We start from the raw sequence: 17258 nt of genomic DNA, 5'->3' as shown, positions 1-17258 counted from the left end.
AACTAATGAGAAGAAGGTTGGTCACGATACCCCCTTCTTCGCTTTTTTCTTTGCAAAAAGGCAAAGCGGTTGCCAAATAAAGAGGCGAGCAATCCAGTACGTTCACTCATAAAGAAATACACACCGGCACCAACGATCGCACTGATCACAACAACCACCATCGATTCCATCCTTCCCCCTTGATAATCGAAAAGCCATTCACATACATATAACACAATCGCTACACATATCGACATGATCGTTGTAAAAATGCTTATTAAAACGGTGCGTCGAATCACAAAATTGTATCGATAGTTCGTATATTTTTTGATAATTGACAAATTAAACAGCACGGAAACAAAATAGCCGAACGTTGTCGCTAATACCGCGCCGACGGTGGCGAACTTTGTAATCAAAAATGTATTGAGCGAAAGTTTCACGAATAACCCGAGTGTTAAACTAATAACCGTGAAACGCTGTTGGTTAATTCCTTGCAATACTGCGGCTGTCACGGAAAATAGCGCAAATAAAATCGCCGCCGGCGCATACCAGCGCAGCACTTGTTCGCCAAGCGGATCGTAGCTGTAAAACGCCGCATATACCGGTTCTGCTAAAAGCGCCATTCCCACCACCGCAGGCAATGTTAAAAACATGACGACTTGGAATGTTTGGTTCAAATATTTTCGCAGCGACTTCCGGTCGCCGGCGACATACGCTTTCGTAATCGTCGGAATGAGCGTCAGCCCAAATGATGTCGCCAGCGTCACCGGAATAATAACGAGCTTTTGCCCCCATACGTTAAAAATCGAGTACGCTTCTTCGGAAATTTTTTCAAGTCCGATGCTCGCCATCGCCCGGTTAAATGTAAATTGGTCAATAAGTTGATAAAGCGGAGTCGCCAATCCGACAAACACGAAAGGAGCAGCGTACATAATTAACTCCTTATACATTTCTTTTAAAGGAGGATGAAGCTGGCCGCGGTCTTGCGCCAGCAGATCGTTTAAGTACGCTTTCCGCTTCCACCAATACCAAATTAAGACAACAAGTCCCCCTAATGCCCCAACAAAAGCGGCAAATGTAGCCACACTAATCGCCGTCACTAACGAACCTTCGAGCATGCGCAACACGATGTAACAGCCAACAAGCAAAAAAATGATGCGGACAAGCTGTTCGACGACTTGCGACAGAGCGGTCGGTCCCATTGATTCATGGCCTTGAAAAAAGCCGCGGATTAAGCTCATTACCGGCACGATGATCAAAGCAAAACTAACCGCACGAATAACGGTCACGACATCAGCGATGGAATTCCCTTTCGTTTGCTCCTCAATGACGAACGGAGCAATCCATGGAGCGATCGTATAAAGAACCATACACGATACGATACCTGTTATCGTCATTAACAATAGTCCCGAACGGAATAACCGGTAGCCGGTGCGATACTCCCCCAGCGCATTATATTTCGATACAAATTTCGATACCGCCAGCGGTACCCCTGCCGTAGCAAGACTAATAAAAATTTGATAAGGTACATACCCGTATGCATAAAGCGCGCCGCCTTGCTTCCCAACAAGCTGATAAAACGGGAATACGTACACTAACCCGAGAATGCGCGACATCATGATACCTAACGTCAAAATAAACGTTCCACGCAACAATTTTGAAGATGACATAACATCCCTTCCCTAGAATGCAACTTTTCACAACTACTGTATTTTATCACATTCGCGATAAAGTCGAGAAATTTTCTTCTCTTGACTATAATAGAGAAAGAAAGGTTGGTGGAGCAAATGAAATATGATGTGATCGTCATTGGCGGCGGTCCGTCTGGACTAATGGCAGCGATTGCGGCAGCGGAACAAAAAGCGAAAGTACTTCTTATCGATAAAGGAGACAAGCTTGGGCGCAAGCTCGCAATTTCCGGAGGTGGGCGCTGCAATGTCACGAATCGGTTGCCGATAGATGAAATCATTAAGCATATTCCCGGAAATGGTCGTTTTTTATATAGTGCATTTTCCATCTTCAATAATGAAGACATTATTCATTTTTTTGAACGTCTTGGCGTTCAGCTGAAAGAAGAAGATCACGGCCGGATGTTTCCAGTGACAGACAACGCTCAATCGGTTGTTCGTGCGTTGCTTAACGAATTAAAAAGACTAAACGTACATATTCGTCTAAACAGTCCTGTTGCTGATGTTGAATATGAAAATGGAAAAACGGCCGGTGTTACATTGAAGACTGGGGAGTTCATATTTGCGCATAGCGTCGTCGTGGCCGTCGGCGGCAAATCGGTGCCGCATACCGGCTCGACAGGGGATGGCTACGCATGGGCGGAAAAAGCTGGGCATACCGTGACGGAGTTATTTGCAACAGAAGTGCCCATTACATCAAAGGAGCCGTTCATTCACAAGCGGATATTACAAGGGCTCTCGTTGCGCGATGTGGCGCTGAGCGTGCTGAATCAAAGAGGAAAGACGATCGTCACACATCGAATGGATATGATTTTTACTCATTTTGGCATCTCAGGCCCAGCGGCGCTTCGCTGCAGCCAGTTTGTCGTGAAAGAATTAAAAAAATCACCAGCAGTAGTAATGAGCATTGACGCGCTTCCTGATCAAAATGGCGAAGAGATTTTTCAACGCATTATAACCTTAATGAAAGCAGAGCCGAAAAAAGCGATTAAAAATGTGCTAAAAGGGTTGCTTCCGGAACGATACTTATTGTTTCTGTTAGAGAAAAACGGGATTGACCCGCAAACGGCGGCAAGCACGCTCTCACATGAAAAGCTACGCGCCTTTGTTTCCGGCTGCAAACAGTTTACGTTTTACGTTCATGGCACATTGCCCCTTGAAAAAGCGTTCGTCACCGGCGGCGGCGTGTCGGTGAAAGAAATTCATCCGAAAGAAATGGCCTCGAAACTGATGGAGGGGCTCTATTTTTGCGGCGAAATTTTAGACATCCACGGCTACACCGGCGGCTATAATATTACTGCTGCGCTCGTGACCGGCCGCCTTGCTGGAATAAATGCAGCGAAATATGCATTGAATAATCGAGCCTAGCTATTTTTCAGCTAGGCTCGATAAATGACCATCGCCGAAAAGCAATAAATTTGTTCGCCTTCTGATTCCATTAAAGCGACATCGTACTTAATGTCGATCAGCTGCCCTTCTTTCAATCCCGATAAAAACTTATTGACCGACGCTTCTAAATCTTTTTCATGCTCTTCATCAAAAACTTTAACTTTGTACATTCCCCTCTCCCCCTTGGAAATATATTTCTTTCTTTATGTCAAAAATTCCTTTCAACTAAAAACACGAAGCTATAAAAGCTTCGTGTTTTATTTTTGTACGATATCCCCGTCCCAAGCGAGCATGCCGCCGGCCATGTTGCATACTTTATAGCCCATTTCCTGCAAATAGTAGCACACATTTCCGCTGCGGGCTCCGGAGCGGCAAATGAAAATATATTCTTCGTCTTGATTGAACTCATCTAATCGATTTGGGATATCCCCCATTTTAATATGCTTCGCTCCTGGAATCATGCCGTGCGCTACTTCTTCATCTTCGCGCACATCGATTAAGTTGAGCTTCTCTCCGCTCTCCAGTTTCTTTTTCAGTTCTTCAGCGGTGATTTCTTTCATTATTCCCACAGTCGAATCCCCTTTCTCATCATAATCCCCACTGATCGGACTTTTTTAGTTTGCGACAATGTTGACTAATTTTCCTGGCACGGCAATAACTTTGCGCACCGTTTTTCCTTCAATTTGTTCTTTAATTTTTACATCTTCCATCGCGATTTGCTCCAGTTGTTCTTTTGACGCATCAGCCGGCACATGCAATTTCGCGCGCACTTTGCCGTTCACTTGCACGACGATTTCGATTTCATCTTCCACAAGTTTTGCTTCATCGTACGCCGGCCAAGCTTCATATGCAATCGTATTGTTATGGCCAAGTTTTTCCCATAATTCTTCGGCAATATGCGGGCAAACTGGCGACAACAATTTGACGAAGCCTTCCATATATGATTTTGGCAATACAGGCGCTTTATACGCTTCATTAATAAATACCATTAATTGTGAAATGGCAGTATTGAAACGGATTGCTTCATAATCTTCCGTTACTTTTTTCACCGTTTGATGGTAGACGCGCTCAAGCGTATCTGTTTCTGGATTGTCAACGATTTTTGGATTTAATTCGCCGTTTTCTTCGACAAATAAGCGCCAGACGCGGTCTAAAAAGCGGCGCGCACCGTCCAATCCTTTCGTCGACCACGCGATCGATGCTTCAAGCGGACCCATAAACATTTCATAAAGCCGCAACGTATCGGCACCATGGCTTTCGATAATATCGTCCGGATTGACAACGTTTCCTTTTGATTTACTCATTTTTTCGTTGTTTTCGCCAAGAATCATACCTTGGTTAAACAGCTTTTGGAACGGCTCTTTTGTCGGCACAACGCCGATGTCGTATAAAAATTTATGCCAGAAACGCGCATATAACAAATGAAGAACGGCATGTTCCGCCCCGCCGATGTAAATGTCAACCGGAAGCCATTTTTTCAATTTTTCCGGATCAGCAAGCTGCTCACTGTTGTGCGGATCGATGTAGCGTAAGTAGTACCAGCAACTTCCCGCCCATTGCGGCATCGTGTTCGTTTCCCGGCGTCCTTTTTTCCCAGTTTTCGGGTCGACAACATTCACCCATTCTTCAATATTCGCAAGCGGCGATTCGCCTGTTCCGGACGGTTTAATTTCATCCGTCTTCGGAAGGACGAGCGGAAGTTCTTCTTCCGGTACCGGCGTCATCGTACCGTCTTCCCAGTGGATAATCGGAATCGGCTCGCCCCAGTAGCGCTGGCGGCTAAACAGCCAGTCGCGCAATCGGTACGATACTTTCTTTTCCCCTTTTCCGTTCGCTTCGAGCCATTCGATCATCTTTTTCATCGCTTCTTCTTTATTTAATCCGTTTAAAAAATCGGAATTGACATGCTCCCCGTCGCCTGTGTACGCTTCTTTTGTAATGTCGCCGCCGGCAACGACTTCCTTAATCGGCAAATTGAATTTTTTCGCAAATTCATAGTCGCGCTCGTCATGCGCCGGCACGGCCATAATCGCGCCTGTTCCGTAGCCCATGAGCACATAATCGGCAATCCAAATCGGCAATTTTTCGCCGTTAACCGGGTTGACCGCATACGCGCCTGTAAACACCCCTGTTTTTTCTTTTGCTAAATCGGTGCGTTCAAGATCGCTTTTGCTTTGAATTTGTTGTAAATATGCTTCTACCGCCCCTTTTTGCTCAGGCGTTGTAATTTTTTCGACGAGCGGATGCTCAGGAGCCAGCACCGCGTAAGTCGCGCCGAATAACGTATCCGGACGGGTCGTAAAGACCGTAAATGTTTCATCATGGCCGTCAACTTTAAAATGAATGTGCGCCCCTTCTGAGCGACCGATCCAGTTGCGCTGCATTTCTTTAATGCTTTCTGGCCAGTCAAGCTCTTCTAAATCTTCAAGCAGGCGGTCTGCATATGCGGTAATGCGAAGCATCCATTGTTTCATTGGCTTGCGGATGACTGGGTGTCCCCCGCGTTCACTTTTTCCGTCGATAACTTCTTCGTTCGCTAGCACCGTCCCTAATGCCGGGCACCAGTTTACCGGCACTTCGTCCATATACGCTAATCCTTTTTCATACAATTTTAAGAAAATCCATTGCGTCCATTTGTAGTAATTCGGATCGGTCGTATTTACTTCGCGATCCCAGTCGTAAGAAAAGCCTAACGATTTAATTTGGCGGCGGAAGTTGTTAATATTTTTTTCGGTAAACTCCGCCGGGTCGTTCCCAGTATCGAGCGCATATTGCTCCGCCGGCAAACCGAACGCATCCCACCCCATCGGATGAAGCACATTATATCCTTGCATGCGTTTCATGCGCGCCAAAATATCCGTTGCGGTGTATCCTTCCGGATGGCCGACGTGAAGACCGGCACCGGACGGATACGGAAACATGTCTAGCGCGTAAAATTTCCGTTTTCCGTCATCTTCCGTCGTTTTGAACGTTTTGTTTTCTTCCCAATATTTCTGCCATTTCTTTTCAATCTCGCGATGATTGAAACTCATTCACTTTCCTCCTATCCTTCTCTTTCTAGTTCACAAGCGTTGACAAAAAACTAAACAAAAAACCTCACGCCCTTCATAAAGGGACGAGAGGCTACATTCCCGCGGTACCACCCAATTTAGCACACCAAAAGCGCGTGCTCACTCAACTCCTTAACGCAGATTCACGGCGAACATTACTAGGCGCCAAGCCGTTCACATCCGCAACTCCAAGGAGAGTTCGTGAACAAACTTCGGCTGACTCGCACCAACCGTCAACTCTCTGCAGTCCGTTTCGTTCACTACTATTCCTTTTCACCGTTATTTGCCAATATTTTTATATTTTATATTTTAAAAAATTTATTCGTTCGTTGCAAGTAGGGGAAAGAATCAAGATCATTTTTTAATACTAGGCGCGTTCATTAACCAATAAAAACCAGTTTAGATGACTCTATTCCTAGCTTTTCTGCCGGAGTCGGCAAGCAATTCTGTATTTTTAAGTAAAATAATGGATAATCAATACTCGTGATAAAATACTAAAAACTTTCCATTAAAAATAAAAATTCATCCCCTAGTCTTTGGTCATTTCAAAAACTAGGGGATGTTGATTCAAGCATTGATAATTTTTCCTATTCCACATGCAGCTTCGATTTTTGCGGCTGTCCGCCTGTTTGTTCGTACGCTTTTTTCGCCTGTTTCACCGGATCAAAGTCATCGGCGTTGTTGATCCCATTTCTCGTTTTTTGTTCCGGATTGTTTTGCTTCGAACGTTTTTTCATAGTCCGCCTCCCTTAGTGCTCTAACAAAATCATGTCATTTTGTAATTGTTCCAGCTGCAAGCGCATGCGATGAAGCTGCTCGCGCTGCTGGGCATTGCAGCTTAACGCCAAATGGGCTAAATTGTTCACCGCATCCTCTAGCATCTGTTGTGCATTTGTATACGCCTCGTCGTTATAGTGCTCTTGTCTTTGTGCTTCCGTGTATTGTTCTTTTGCATACCGGATCACATCTTCACAATGCTGCAAAAATTCATCAACCGATTGCCGCGTCGCCATCTTATTCCCTCCAGCTGAAAAATAATCGTTTTCAATTTTTAATGTGTACATTTCATTTTCCCATTATGACTCTAATGATTGGAAACGGTCGATTTTTCTCACGAATCGTGCTACAATGCTATATAAATGCAATTTGGAACTTTAACGTTTTCGGCTTTTATGGAGTAATCGGTATGTTTCGACTGTCGGGTGACCGAACAACACCGCTTCCAGACAAATGCATTTGTCTGTGAAGCGGTTGGTTGTTCGGTCCTCTGTCACGCGAAGGCGTGACGAAGGCAAGTCACAGACTTGCGGCCGACAGTCGAAAAAATAGGGAGTCTACTTTTTCATCCGCCATAAGTTAAACCTCCCAGTTGTATTTATATAAAATGACAACTATGTAAGCAAAAGGTGATAAATATGAACCCTTTTCCATATACAAACGACAACAAACGGTACCATACATGGAATTACCACTTGCGGCAAACGTTCGGACATAAAGTGTTTAAAGTGGCGCTAGACGGCGGCTTTGATTGCCCAAACCGTGACGGCACAGTCGCATATGGCGGCTGCACGTTTTGCAGTGCCGCCGGGTCTGGCGACTTTGCCGGCAATCGCGCGGATGATTTAGTCACCCAGTTCAATGAAATTAAAGAAAAAATGCACGCCAAATGGAAAGACGGCAAATATTTAGCTTATTTTCAAGCGTTCACAAATACACATGCGCCAGTGGAAGTGTTGCGTGAAAAATACGAAACCGTCTTAAAGCTAGATGGCGTCGTCGGTTTGTCGATTGCCACACGCCCTGACTGCCTTCCCGACGATGTCGTGGAATACTTGGCCGAGTTGAACGAGCGCACCTATTTATGGGTTGAACTCGGTTTGCAAACCGTTCATGAACGGACCGCACTTTTGATCAACCGCGCCCACGACTTTGAATGTTATGTGGATGGTGTAAACAAACTTCGCAAACACGGTATTCGCGTCTGCTCTCATATTATTAACGGACTGCCGCTTGAAGACTATGACATGATGATGGAAACCGCAAGAACAGTCGCAAACCTTGATGTGCAAGGAATTAAAATTCATTTATTGCATTTGTTAAAAGGCACGCCTATGGTGAAACAATACGAAAAAGGAATGTTAAAATTTTTATCATTCGAGGAATATGTCAATCTCGTATGTGACCAACTGGAAATCCTTCCTCCGGAAATGATTGTTCATCGTATTACAGGAGACGGTCCGATCGACTTAATGATCGGACCGATGTGGAGCGTCAATAAATGGGAAGTGTTAAATGCTATTGATGCGGAACTGGAACGCCGTGATAGTTATCAAGGAAAATATTACAAAAAAGAAGTGATACAAAAGTGAAGTTGACACGCATTCTTCCTTTTGCTCGCATACTGATGGATTTAGCTGTCCAAGAAGGTGATATCGCCGTTGACGCGACGATAGGAAACGGACATGATACCCTTTATTTAGCGAAACGTGTCGGGAAGACAGGGCATGTATTTGGCTTTGACATTCAAACAGAAGCCATTGAAAATACAGCTAAGCGTTTAAAAGAACATGATTCATTCGAACAAGTGACATTATTTCACGCAAGTCACGACGAACTTATAAAAAAAATTCCAGAACATTATCATGGAAAAATTACAGGAGCGATTTTTAACCTAGGCTATTTGCCTGGAGGGGATAAGCGCATTGTCACAAAGCCGGATTCGACGATTCGCGCCGTTGATCAGCTTTTACAAATCATGGCTCCTGAAGGCATTATCGTCCTTGTCATCTATCATGGACATCCCGAAGGAGCGGTTGAACGTGATGTATTGCTTGAGTACGTCCGAACATTAGATCAACAAAAAGCCCACGTACTTCGTTACGAATTTATTAATCAAATTAACAATCCCCCGTTTATCGTAGCGATTGAAAAAAGATCAGGCGTGTTGATTAACCAATAAAAACCAGTTGTCATCGCTCTATTCCTAGCTTTTCTGCCGGAGTCGGCAAACGTGCCGTTTGCCGACTGGGCATGCTGTACGCATGCCCTCCTCGAACAATGAACGCTTTGCGGGCAAATGACATTTGCCCGCCGGCGTTCTCGTTCGAGGGATGAGGCAGAAAAGCTTGTGTTTCGCCATACAATTCCACAAGTAAAATAATGGATAATCAACACTCGTGTGTTTTTTAATGAAGTTATTGGTATGCCTCGTATCGCTTTAATACAACTGGGGAAACATTTGAAAGTGCCTCTTCTTCAAAACGATGAACATCAGGATATGTACCTGTTAGCAATGAGCTGTCAACCGAAGCGGTCATTGTAGAATGCAATTAAACCAATATCGCCCCCACACAACTATATAAATGCAATTTGGAACTTTAACGTTTTCGTCTTTTATGGAGTAATCGGTATGTTTCGACTGTCGGGTGACCGAACAACACCGCTTCCAGACAAATGCATTTGTCTGGAAGCGGTTGGTTGTTCGGTCCTCTGTCACGCGAAGGCGTGACGAAGGCAAGTCACACACTTGCCTCCGACAGTCGAAAAAATAGGGAGTCTACTTTTTCGTCCGCCATAAGTTAAACCTCCCAGTTGTATTTATATAAAAATTGAAGTGCTAGAACTGTTCTTTGCTGCAAGCCTTCAGTATGTTAAGCATTAATGAATCAATGATGGTTATAAAAAATTAATAGACAGGGGGACGATTATAAACGACAACACTCTGAAAGCCTTTTGCTTTTTGGCAAAAGGCTTTTTCATTTTCTAAACAATGGATACATTTTTCGCCATATTCGGTATATCAGGCCGTTCCAATAGAAAAAGTAAGAAATTTTCCCGCCGAATTTGATTAAATGCTTTGCTAGTTTCTTGATGTCTTTTTGTTGCTGTACTTTGTCATCGGATAAATACAAGCCAAGTAAACCGCGATTGATTAAACGATGAAATTGCTCATTCGGCAGCCCAAGGACATGCTTATCCGCTTCTTCCATAAAATGACGCAATCGTTCGATAAACGAAGAATGATGCGGATAGTAAAAACAAAAGTTTAAATCTCCACCTAAGCGGTCTTCTTCTTGGTCAATGAAATAATCAAGCAAAATATGTAAGCCTTGAATGTATGGGAAATAACCGTTACGCACTTTCAACGCCATTTCCTCATTAAATGATTCCGTAAACGCATAAGCAACCAAACAAAAAATACCTAGCGTGGAGCCGGAGCATGCCGAAAATTCATACCATTCCATTGGTGGAAGATGATCTTTATATTGCTTAAACCATTGCTCCAACCGCGGAACACGTTCATCTACTCGCACATGTTTATGCACTTGCAAATCGCAATAATATCCCGCTAACTCTTGCAAAAACGGAGCAATGATTTCATAATGCTTCACTTGCTTTAATACTTCTTGACATGTACGAACAAGCTCGTAAAGATAACCGCCATCGTTTTGTTCTTCACGATAACGATAATAGTTGGAAGGAGTTGCATCGATGCATAAAGCATCTGGCATTGAGCTATGTAATGTACGAAAATCAAGAGGGTCAAGCGATGTGCTGCGGTCACATAAATTATCGAGATAATCGCTAATCGTTTGATAAGCGACTATGAAACGAATGCATGATTCCATATCCGCTTCCGCTAGCAGTGACAGAATCGCTCCACCTTCGCAATGAAACATTTTTGACTGAATGCTAGCAAGCGCCTGTTTCCGCAATTCGTCATCCGGAATAGCTTCGGCTTTTTGCTTCCAATAGGCCAATTCACGATGCACAATCGGAAGCACATTGCGATATACATTTTTCATTAAACTAATAGGATGTGTAGGGATGTTCAACAAGCTCACCTCAGCTACATTTGTTACAATCACTTCCGTTTTTTTAAAGGCATTACGCCACACCTTTTATCGTTGTAATTGCAACTGTGTATCTAAAAACGTTTTCGCATACAAAAACACATGATCTCGTTCCGGTTCATTAAAAATTTCATGGTACAACTTGTTCCACTCTTTATACACTTTTTCCGATATTGGTAACTGATCAAACCATTCTTTTACAACGGCTTTATCAACAATTTTATCGTCTCCGCCTTGCATGAGCAACAACGGAATGTCGGGAAATTTGCTAATATTTCGATATGCCAGCTGCATCGCTTTGACAAGTTCACGATACCAGCGAACAGACACTTTTGTCACATACAGGGAATCATTTTTGTCCATTTCGCGAACTTCTTCATTTCTTGTCGCCATTTCTACAGACAACCCTGAATCGAACAACATCGATGGTGCAACATAGTTTAATACTTTTGATAATAAATCTAACCCTTTCGACGGATATGTCACTAATCCTAAACACGGCGAAGAAAGAATCACTCCGTCTACCGGAAGGCGTTTTTCCTGCAACGTTCGAATCACGACAAGACCGCCCATGCTATGGCCAAGAAGAAAGATCGGCAGTTGAAATTCTTTCGCCGCTGCGACCCAATCCGCTACTTCATTGATATATTCATCAAACGACTGAATATGTCCTCTTTTTCTTCTTGTCGTCGTTCCTTGTCCCGGCAAATCCCCCATCACAACATGAAAGCCGCTTAAACGAAACATTTCCATAAGCCATCTGTAACGTCCATGATGTTCCGCCGCTCCATGAACGATGACCACAACTCCTTTCGCACCGTCCGCTTCCCATTTCCACATTTAAAAATCCCCCCATCGCATTTACGAATATAAAAAAAGTTTGTACACTTATAATACATACTTCAAAAGGAAGGAAGAAAGCAATGATTTACCCTTATAAAGACAAATATCCAAAAATTGCTGAATCGGCATTTATTGCCGATTATGTCACCATCACAGGCGACGTTACGATCGGCGAAGAAACGAGTATTTGGTTTAATACGGTCATTCGCGGTGATGTGGCGCCAACTATCATCGGCAACCGCGTCAATATTCAAGATAACTCGGTTTTGCACCAAAGCCCAAATCATCCACTTATTATTGAAGACGATGTAACAGTCGGTCATCAAGTTATTTTACACAGTTCTATTATTAGAAAAAACGCATTAATCGGTATGGGGTCGATTATTTTAGACGGAGCCGAAATTGGCGAAGGCGCATTTGTCGGCGCCGGCAGTCTCGTTCCTCAAGGGAAAAAAATACCGCCGCGCACCCTTGCCTTCGGGCGTCCGGCCAAAGTGATTCGCGAGCTGACGGAAGAAGACGAAAAAGAAATGGCACGCATCCGCCGCGAATACGTCGAAAAAGGGAAATATTATAAATCGCTCCAAAAACGGCAATAAACACTTCCCGTTTGCAATATTTTTCACTGGCTATATGATATGATAAGGTAGGGAATTTATAAAATAGGGAGTTAGCTGTATGTCGGTTCATGTGCTTTTCCTATTAATCGCCATTCTCATGGGCGTCGGTATCATTTATTGGTTTAAATCGATGTGGAAAGCTGCTGTCGTTTCCTTTTGCTTGACGATTTTAGTCGTCCCGCTCTTGTGGCAACAACAAATTGAAAGCGCGATCGAACAATGGGGAAAATTAGATTTTATAAAAAAAGAGGCGCAGCTACGCCAAGTCGTATCTTCCTTTGTAGACGGGAAAATTAAGCCATTTGTGTTGCTTGATGTTCCACTCATTCAACAGCTGCCGGAACTGCCGCGCGGCTGCGAAGTAACGAGTTTAGCAATGCTTCTTGAAGATGCAGGGATGCAAGTGGATAAAGTGACACTCGCCAAACAAGTCAAAAAAGACCCGACGCTATTTCAGCGCCGCAACGGAAAAGTGTATTTTGGGAACCCTCATAACGGGTTTGTCGGCGATATGTATTCGTTGACGACTCCAGGACTTGGGGTATACCATGAACCCATTGAAGAACTGGCCAAACAATATTTGCCGCACCGAATTGTCAATCTAACTGGAAGCGACTTTAGAGAATTGCAAAAATATCTTTCCAACGGCTCGCCGATATGGATTATTACAAACAGCACATTCCGAAAACTTCCAAAATCAACGTTTCATGAATGGAATACGCCAAGCGGACCGATTAAAATTACGTATTATGAACACTCGGTCGTGATTACCGGATACGACAACGACTATATTTATTTTAACGATCCGCTCACAGGCGAAAAAAATAAAAAAGCACCCAAGGCCGATTTTTTAGACGCTTGGGTGCAAATGGGAAGACAAGCGATTACGTATCAATCAAATTAGATTGATAACGGCTGCTCGTCTTTTTTATATAAATAAGAAAAATCATACTTTTTCTCGACATACACTTGATGCCAAATTAAAAAGATGAGCACCGTCCAAATTTTCCGGCTATGATCGGCTTTGCCTGCACAATGTTCATCAAGAAGGCGGTATAGCATGTCTTTATGGAATAAATGATCTGTATCGCTTTCTTTGATGATCGTTTTCGCCCAATCATGCATCTCGTTTTTTAACCAATGGCGAATCGGAACCGGAAAGCCTAGCTTTTTCCGGTGCAATACATGATCGGGAACAATGCCTTCCGCCGCTTTTCGTAAAATATATTTTGTTGTGTTGTGAGCCGTTTTCCATTCCGGCGCAATCTTTGCTGCCACAGCAAATACTTCTTTATCTAAAAACGGCACGCGCAACTCGAGCGAATGCGCCATCGTCATTTTATCCGCCTTTAATAAAATATCGCCGCGCAGCCATGTATGAATATCGACATATTGCATTCGATTAACCGGCGGGTAGTGGGGCGTTTCTTGATACAGTGAATGGGTAATAGTCATATAGTGTAATCCGTTTTGATAGTTTTTCAACAATTCCCGCTTTTCTTCTTCGCTGTACATTTTCGCGTTACCGATGTATCGCTCTTCCATCGGGGTGAGACCGCGCTCAATAAAGCTTTTTCCTTTCACACCTTCTGGAAGCATGCGAGCGATCACGCGCAAAGCCGATTTGGCTGCATTCGGCATCCGTTCAAACATTTCAAGCGATTGCGGCTCACGATAAATGTTATAGCCGCCAAACAGCTCGTCCGCCCCTTCTCCGGATAGAACAACGGTGACATGCTTTCTCGCTTCGCGGGCCACGAAATAAAGTGGCACTGCCGCAGGGTCTGCGAGCGGATCATCCATATGCCACATAATTTTCGGCAATTCATCCATATATTCTTGCGGAGAAATGACGTAACTAATATTTTCGACGCCAAGTTTTGCGGCCGTTTCTTTTGCTACATCAATTTCACTAAACCCTTCCCTTTCAAAACCGACCGAGAACGTTTTAATATTCGGATGAAACTGCTTCGCAATCGAAGCGATCAGCGATGAGTCGATGCCTCCTGATAAAAACGACCCAACCGGTACATCGCTGCGCATATGCACTTTCACTGAATCAAACAAGACATCGCGAATTTCTTTCACTAGCTCATCTTCCGATTGAACGACTGGCTGAAAATTCGCTTTCCAATAACGGTGAATCGTTAACGGTTCACCCACTTTCTTTTTGATATAATGACCGGGCTCTAGTTTTTGAATCCCAACCGACATCGTCAACGGCTCAGGCACATATTGGAACGTTAAATAATGCTGCAAAGCGGCATAATCTAGCAAATCATTTTCAAGAGCATGTAAAATACTTTTTTTCTCAGACGCAAAAAACGTTCGTCCGTCTTGTTCCATATAGAAAAATGGTTTAATGCCGAACGGGTCGCGCGCCGCAAAAATCGTCTTTTCTTCTTTGTCCCAAATGACGAAGGCAAACATGCCGCGCAGCTTTTCGACCGCTTTTTCATTTTCATGGCTGTAAAGGGCGATAATCACTTCTGTATCCGAATGGGTCGCAAATTCATACCCTTGTTGCAACAGTTCTTCGCGCAATTCAATGTAGTTATAAATTTCTCCGTTAAAAATGATCCAATATCGTTCGTTTTCATACGACAATGGCTGATGCCCTGCTTCTAAATCAATAATGCTGAGCCGTCTGAATCCGAAGTTAACGTGATCGTCAAAAAAATATCCGTCATCGTCAGGCCCGCGATGCGTAATCATATTATTCATTTCTGCAAATGTTTGTTTCCATTGTTCGTCAATCGCTTTCGGTTGGTCATGAACACACCCAATAAAACCGCACATGCCGTTCACCTACTTCATCTTTGTATTCAACTTGAAAAATTATATCATACATTTGGATATTGAAACATTACATTTATTTTAGCCATTGATTATTATATATTAGTCGAAAATTTCTCCCATTCGTTTCACCTTTCCTATGAAAAAAGAAAGAGAGCTACAACATGTAACTCTCTTTTGATCCCCATTACTCCGCCAACGCAAGCGCTTGTTCTTTTAACGCTTCTGCCTTGTCCGTGCGCTCCCATGGAAGATCGATATCCGTACGGCCAAAATGACCGTAAGCTGCTGTTTGTTTGTAGATCGGCCGGCGCAAATCTAGCATTTTAATAATTCCCGCTGGACGAAGGTCAAAGTTATTGCGTACTACTTCAATTAAAATATCTTCTGACACTTTGCCTGTTCCGAACGTGTCGATCGAAATCGATACTGGTTTCGCCACGCCGATTGCGTATGCTAATTGCACTTCGCATTTATCTGCAAGACCAGCAGCAACAATGTTTTTCGCTACATAACGCGCCGCATACGCTGCCGAACGGTCCACTTTCGTCGGGTCTTTTCCAGAGAATGCACCGCCGCCGTGACGAGCGTAGCCGCCGTACGTATCGACAATAATTTTACGGCCTGTTAAGCCCGCATCGCCTTGTGGACCGCCAATGACGAAACGGCCTGTCGGGTTGATGAAGTACTTCGTGTTTTCGTCGATCAATTCTGCTGGAACAACCGGCTTAATGACATGCTCTTTAATGTTGCGCACAATTTGGTCTTGCGTAATTTCCGGATGATGCTGTGTTGACACAACGATCGTATCGATGCGGACCGGTTTGCCGTTTTCATCGTATTCGACCGTCACTTGTGTTTTTCCGTCTGGACGCAAGTAAGGCAAAATATCTTCTTTGCGAACTTCTGCTAAACGGCGCGCTAGTTTATGCGCTAATGAAATTGGAAGCGGCATAAGTTCTTTCGTTTCATTGCAAGCGAATCCGAACATTAAACCTTGGTCGCCGGCACCGATCGCTTCAATTTCTTCGTCAGTCATCTCACCTTCGCGTGCTTCCAACGCTTTATCAACGCCCATTGCAATATCTGGAGATTGTTCGTCAATGGATGTTAGCACCGCGCACGTATCAGCGTCAAATCCAAATTTCGCGCGAGTATAGCCAATTTCGCGAACCGTTTCACGAACGATTTTCGGAATATCTACGTATGTGGATGTCGTGATTTCTCCACTGACTAACACTAAACCAGTCGTTACGCTCGTTTCACATGCGACGCGCGCATTTGGATCTTTCGCTAAAATAGCGTCTAAAATCGCATCGGAAATTTGGTCACAAATTTTATCAGGATGGCCTTCTGTTACAGATTCAGAAGTAAATAAACGGCGTTTTGCTGACATTTGGTCGATTTCCTCCTCTTTTTTCTGTTCATGATCGAGAGGCCGAGCCTTGTGCCCCTTGTCGCTGAATTGATACGGCACTCATTTTCCCACTTCTATCAACGAAAAAACCTTTCCTTCAACCGCGAGGAAAGGTGATTGCATTCATATCGCGCCTTTCACTCTTATCGTTCAAGGGCTCTGCCTTGCCACAGGTTAGCACCATTTCACATGTACAATTGTTGTGACGGTTGCTGGGTTTCATCGGGCCTGTCCCTCCACCAACTCGGGATAAGAGTAACCGTTCAATATAATATCATAGCTTAAATAATGAAAAAAAGTCAACAGCGTGAAACGAAAATTTTTATTCATCATCGCTTCTTCCTTTTTGTTAACCATAACAGAACTTGTTAAACTTTTTATTAATAAACATAGAAATATGTTGAGTCTTTGGTACAATTTTCTTAAAATACCCCAAAAATGAACAGGGTTTCGGATAAGCGGTTTTCTACATTACTAAGGGAGGATAATGAAAAAATAATTTTTAACTCGTGGTGCTAGATAAAATCAAGTAAGCATAAAAATAGCCCTTGCTTGTGGATCTCCTGTAGAATGAAAGTGCGATCCAACATTCGAAAGGAGAATCCCCATGCAAGAGCACTTTC

General features: G+C 43.6%; 15 protein-coding genes, 1 riboswitch and 1 other annotated feature. Of the genes, 5 read left to right on the top strand and 10 right to left on the bottom strand.

The window, feature by feature from the left end:
* Positions 1 to 2: 2 nt before the first annotated feature.
* Complete coding sequence (locus HNQ34_RS07485; protein WP_183253171.1) at positions 3 to 1649, bottom strand: putative polysaccharide biosynthesis protein; 1647 nt, start codon at positions 1647 to 1649, stop codon at positions 3 to 5.
* Between the two features lie 117 nt (positions 1650 to 1766).
* Between HNQ34_RS07485 and HNQ34_RS07480 the strand changes: the two genes are divergently transcribed.
* Positions 1767 to 3035, top strand: a complete 1269-nt coding sequence (locus HNQ34_RS07480; RefSeq protein WP_183253169.1) for a BaiN/RdsA family NAD(P)/FAD-dependent oxidoreductase — start codon at positions 1767 to 1769, stop codon at positions 3033 to 3035.
* Positions 3036 to 3046: 11 nt separating this feature from the next.
* Here the strand turns inward: HNQ34_RS07480 and HNQ34_RS07475 are convergent, their stop codons facing one another.
* From HNQ34_RS07475 to HNQ34_RS07455, 5 genes are all read right to left on the bottom strand, one after another.
* Positions 3047 to 3226 carry a sporulation protein Cse60 gene (locus HNQ34_RS07475; RefSeq protein WP_183253167.1) on the bottom strand — a complete coding sequence of 60 codons (180 nt, stop codon included), beginning with the start codon at positions 3224 to 3226 and terminating at the stop codon, positions 3047 to 3049.
* Between the two features lie 87 nt (positions 3227 to 3313).
* Positions 3314 to 3616 (bottom strand): rhodanese-like domain-containing protein, encoded by a 303-nt coding sequence (locus HNQ34_RS07470; protein ID WP_221277348.1) that lies wholly within the window; start codon positions 3614 to 3616, stop codon positions 3314 to 3316.
* A 54-nt stretch (positions 3617 to 3670) separates the two neighbouring features.
* Positions 3671 to 6088, bottom strand: a complete 2418-nt coding sequence (gene leuS / locus HNQ34_RS07465) for a leucine--tRNA ligase (RefSeq protein ID WP_183253162.1) — start codon at positions 6086 to 6088, stop codon at positions 3671 to 3673.
* Positions 6089 to 6164: 76 nt separating this feature from the next.
* Positions 6165 to 6392, bottom strand: a binding site (T-box leader).
* Positions 6393 to 6693: 301 nt separating this feature from the next.
* Entirely contained in the window at positions 6694 to 6843 is a 150-nt protein-coding gene (locus HNQ34_RS07460) for a glycogen biosynthesis protein GlgD (protein WP_183253160.1), read from the bottom strand.
* 12 nt (positions 6844 to 6855) lie between these two features.
* Positions 6856 to 7119 (bottom strand): YtzC family protein, encoded by a 264-nt coding sequence (locus HNQ34_RS07455; protein ID WP_183253361.1) that lies wholly within the window; start codon positions 7117 to 7119, stop codon positions 6856 to 6858.
* A gap of 402 nt (positions 7120 to 7521) precedes the next feature.
* On the opposite strand from HNQ34_RS07455, the gene HNQ34_RS07450 reads away from it, so the two are divergent.
* Positions 7522 to 8475, top strand: coding sequence for a TIGR01212 family radical SAM protein (locus HNQ34_RS07450; RefSeq protein WP_221277342.1), 954 nt, complete (start codon positions 7522 to 7524; stop codon positions 8473 to 8475).
* Complete coding sequence (locus HNQ34_RS07445; protein ID WP_183253157.1) at positions 8472 to 9065, top strand: class I SAM-dependent methyltransferase; 594 nt, start codon at positions 8472 to 8474, stop codon at positions 9063 to 9065. Before HNQ34_RS07450 ends, HNQ34_RS07445 begins: the two co-directional genes overlap by 4 nt.
* Before the next feature lie 796 nt (positions 9066 to 9861).
* Here HNQ34_RS07445 and HNQ34_RS07440 read toward each other — a convergent pair.
* Both HNQ34_RS07440 and HNQ34_RS07435 read right to left on the bottom strand, forming a co-directional pair.
* Complete coding sequence (locus tag HNQ34_RS07440; RefSeq protein WP_183253154.1) at positions 9862 to 10941, bottom strand: tetraprenyl-beta-curcumene synthase family protein; 1080 nt, start codon at positions 10939 to 10941, stop codon at positions 9862 to 9864.
* A 66-nt stretch (positions 10942 to 11007) separates the two neighbouring features.
* A complete protein-coding gene (locus HNQ34_RS07435) occupies positions 11008 to 11799 on the bottom strand; it encodes an alpha/beta hydrolase (RefSeq protein ID WP_183253152.1) in 792 nt (263 codons plus the stop codon).
* Positions 11800 to 11882: 83 nt separating this feature from the next.
* Between HNQ34_RS07435 and HNQ34_RS07430 the strand changes: the two genes are divergently transcribed.
* Positions 11883 to 12401: a gamma carbonic anhydrase gene (locus HNQ34_RS07430; protein WP_183253150.1), complete on the top strand. Its 519-nt coding sequence runs from the start codon at positions 11883 to 11885 to the stop codon at positions 12399 to 12401.
* Positions 12402 to 12480: 79 nt separating this feature from the next.
* Positions 12481 to 13326, top strand: coding sequence for a C39 family peptidase (locus HNQ34_RS07425; protein ID WP_183253148.1), 846 nt, complete (start codon positions 12481 to 12483; stop codon positions 13324 to 13326).
* Here HNQ34_RS07425 and asnB read toward each other — a convergent pair.
* Together asnB and metK are read right to left on the bottom strand one after the other, a co-directional pair.
* Positions 13323 to 15221 (bottom strand): asparagine synthase (glutamine-hydrolyzing), encoded by a 1899-nt coding sequence (asnB, locus tag HNQ34_RS07420; RefSeq protein ID WP_183253147.1) that lies wholly within the window; start codon positions 15219 to 15221, stop codon positions 13323 to 13325. The genes HNQ34_RS07425 and asnB overlap by 4 nt on opposite strands.
* Before the next feature lie 184 nt (positions 15222 to 15405).
* Positions 15406 to 16614: a methionine adenosyltransferase gene (gene metK, locus HNQ34_RS07415; protein WP_183253146.1), complete on the bottom strand. Its 1209-nt coding sequence runs from the start codon at positions 16612 to 16614 to the stop codon at positions 15406 to 15408.
* Between the two features lie 161 nt (positions 16615 to 16775).
* Positions 16776 to 16891, bottom strand: a riboswitch (SAM riboswitch).
* Positions 16892 to 17258: the final 367 nt, after the last annotated feature.

The organism is Anoxybacteroides tepidamans (assembly GCF_014201465.1).
GTDB lineage: Bacteria > Bacillota > Bacilli > Bacillales > Anoxybacillaceae > Anoxybacteroides > Anoxybacteroides tepidamans.
This window is presented reverse-complemented; position numbering and strand designations above follow the sequence as displayed.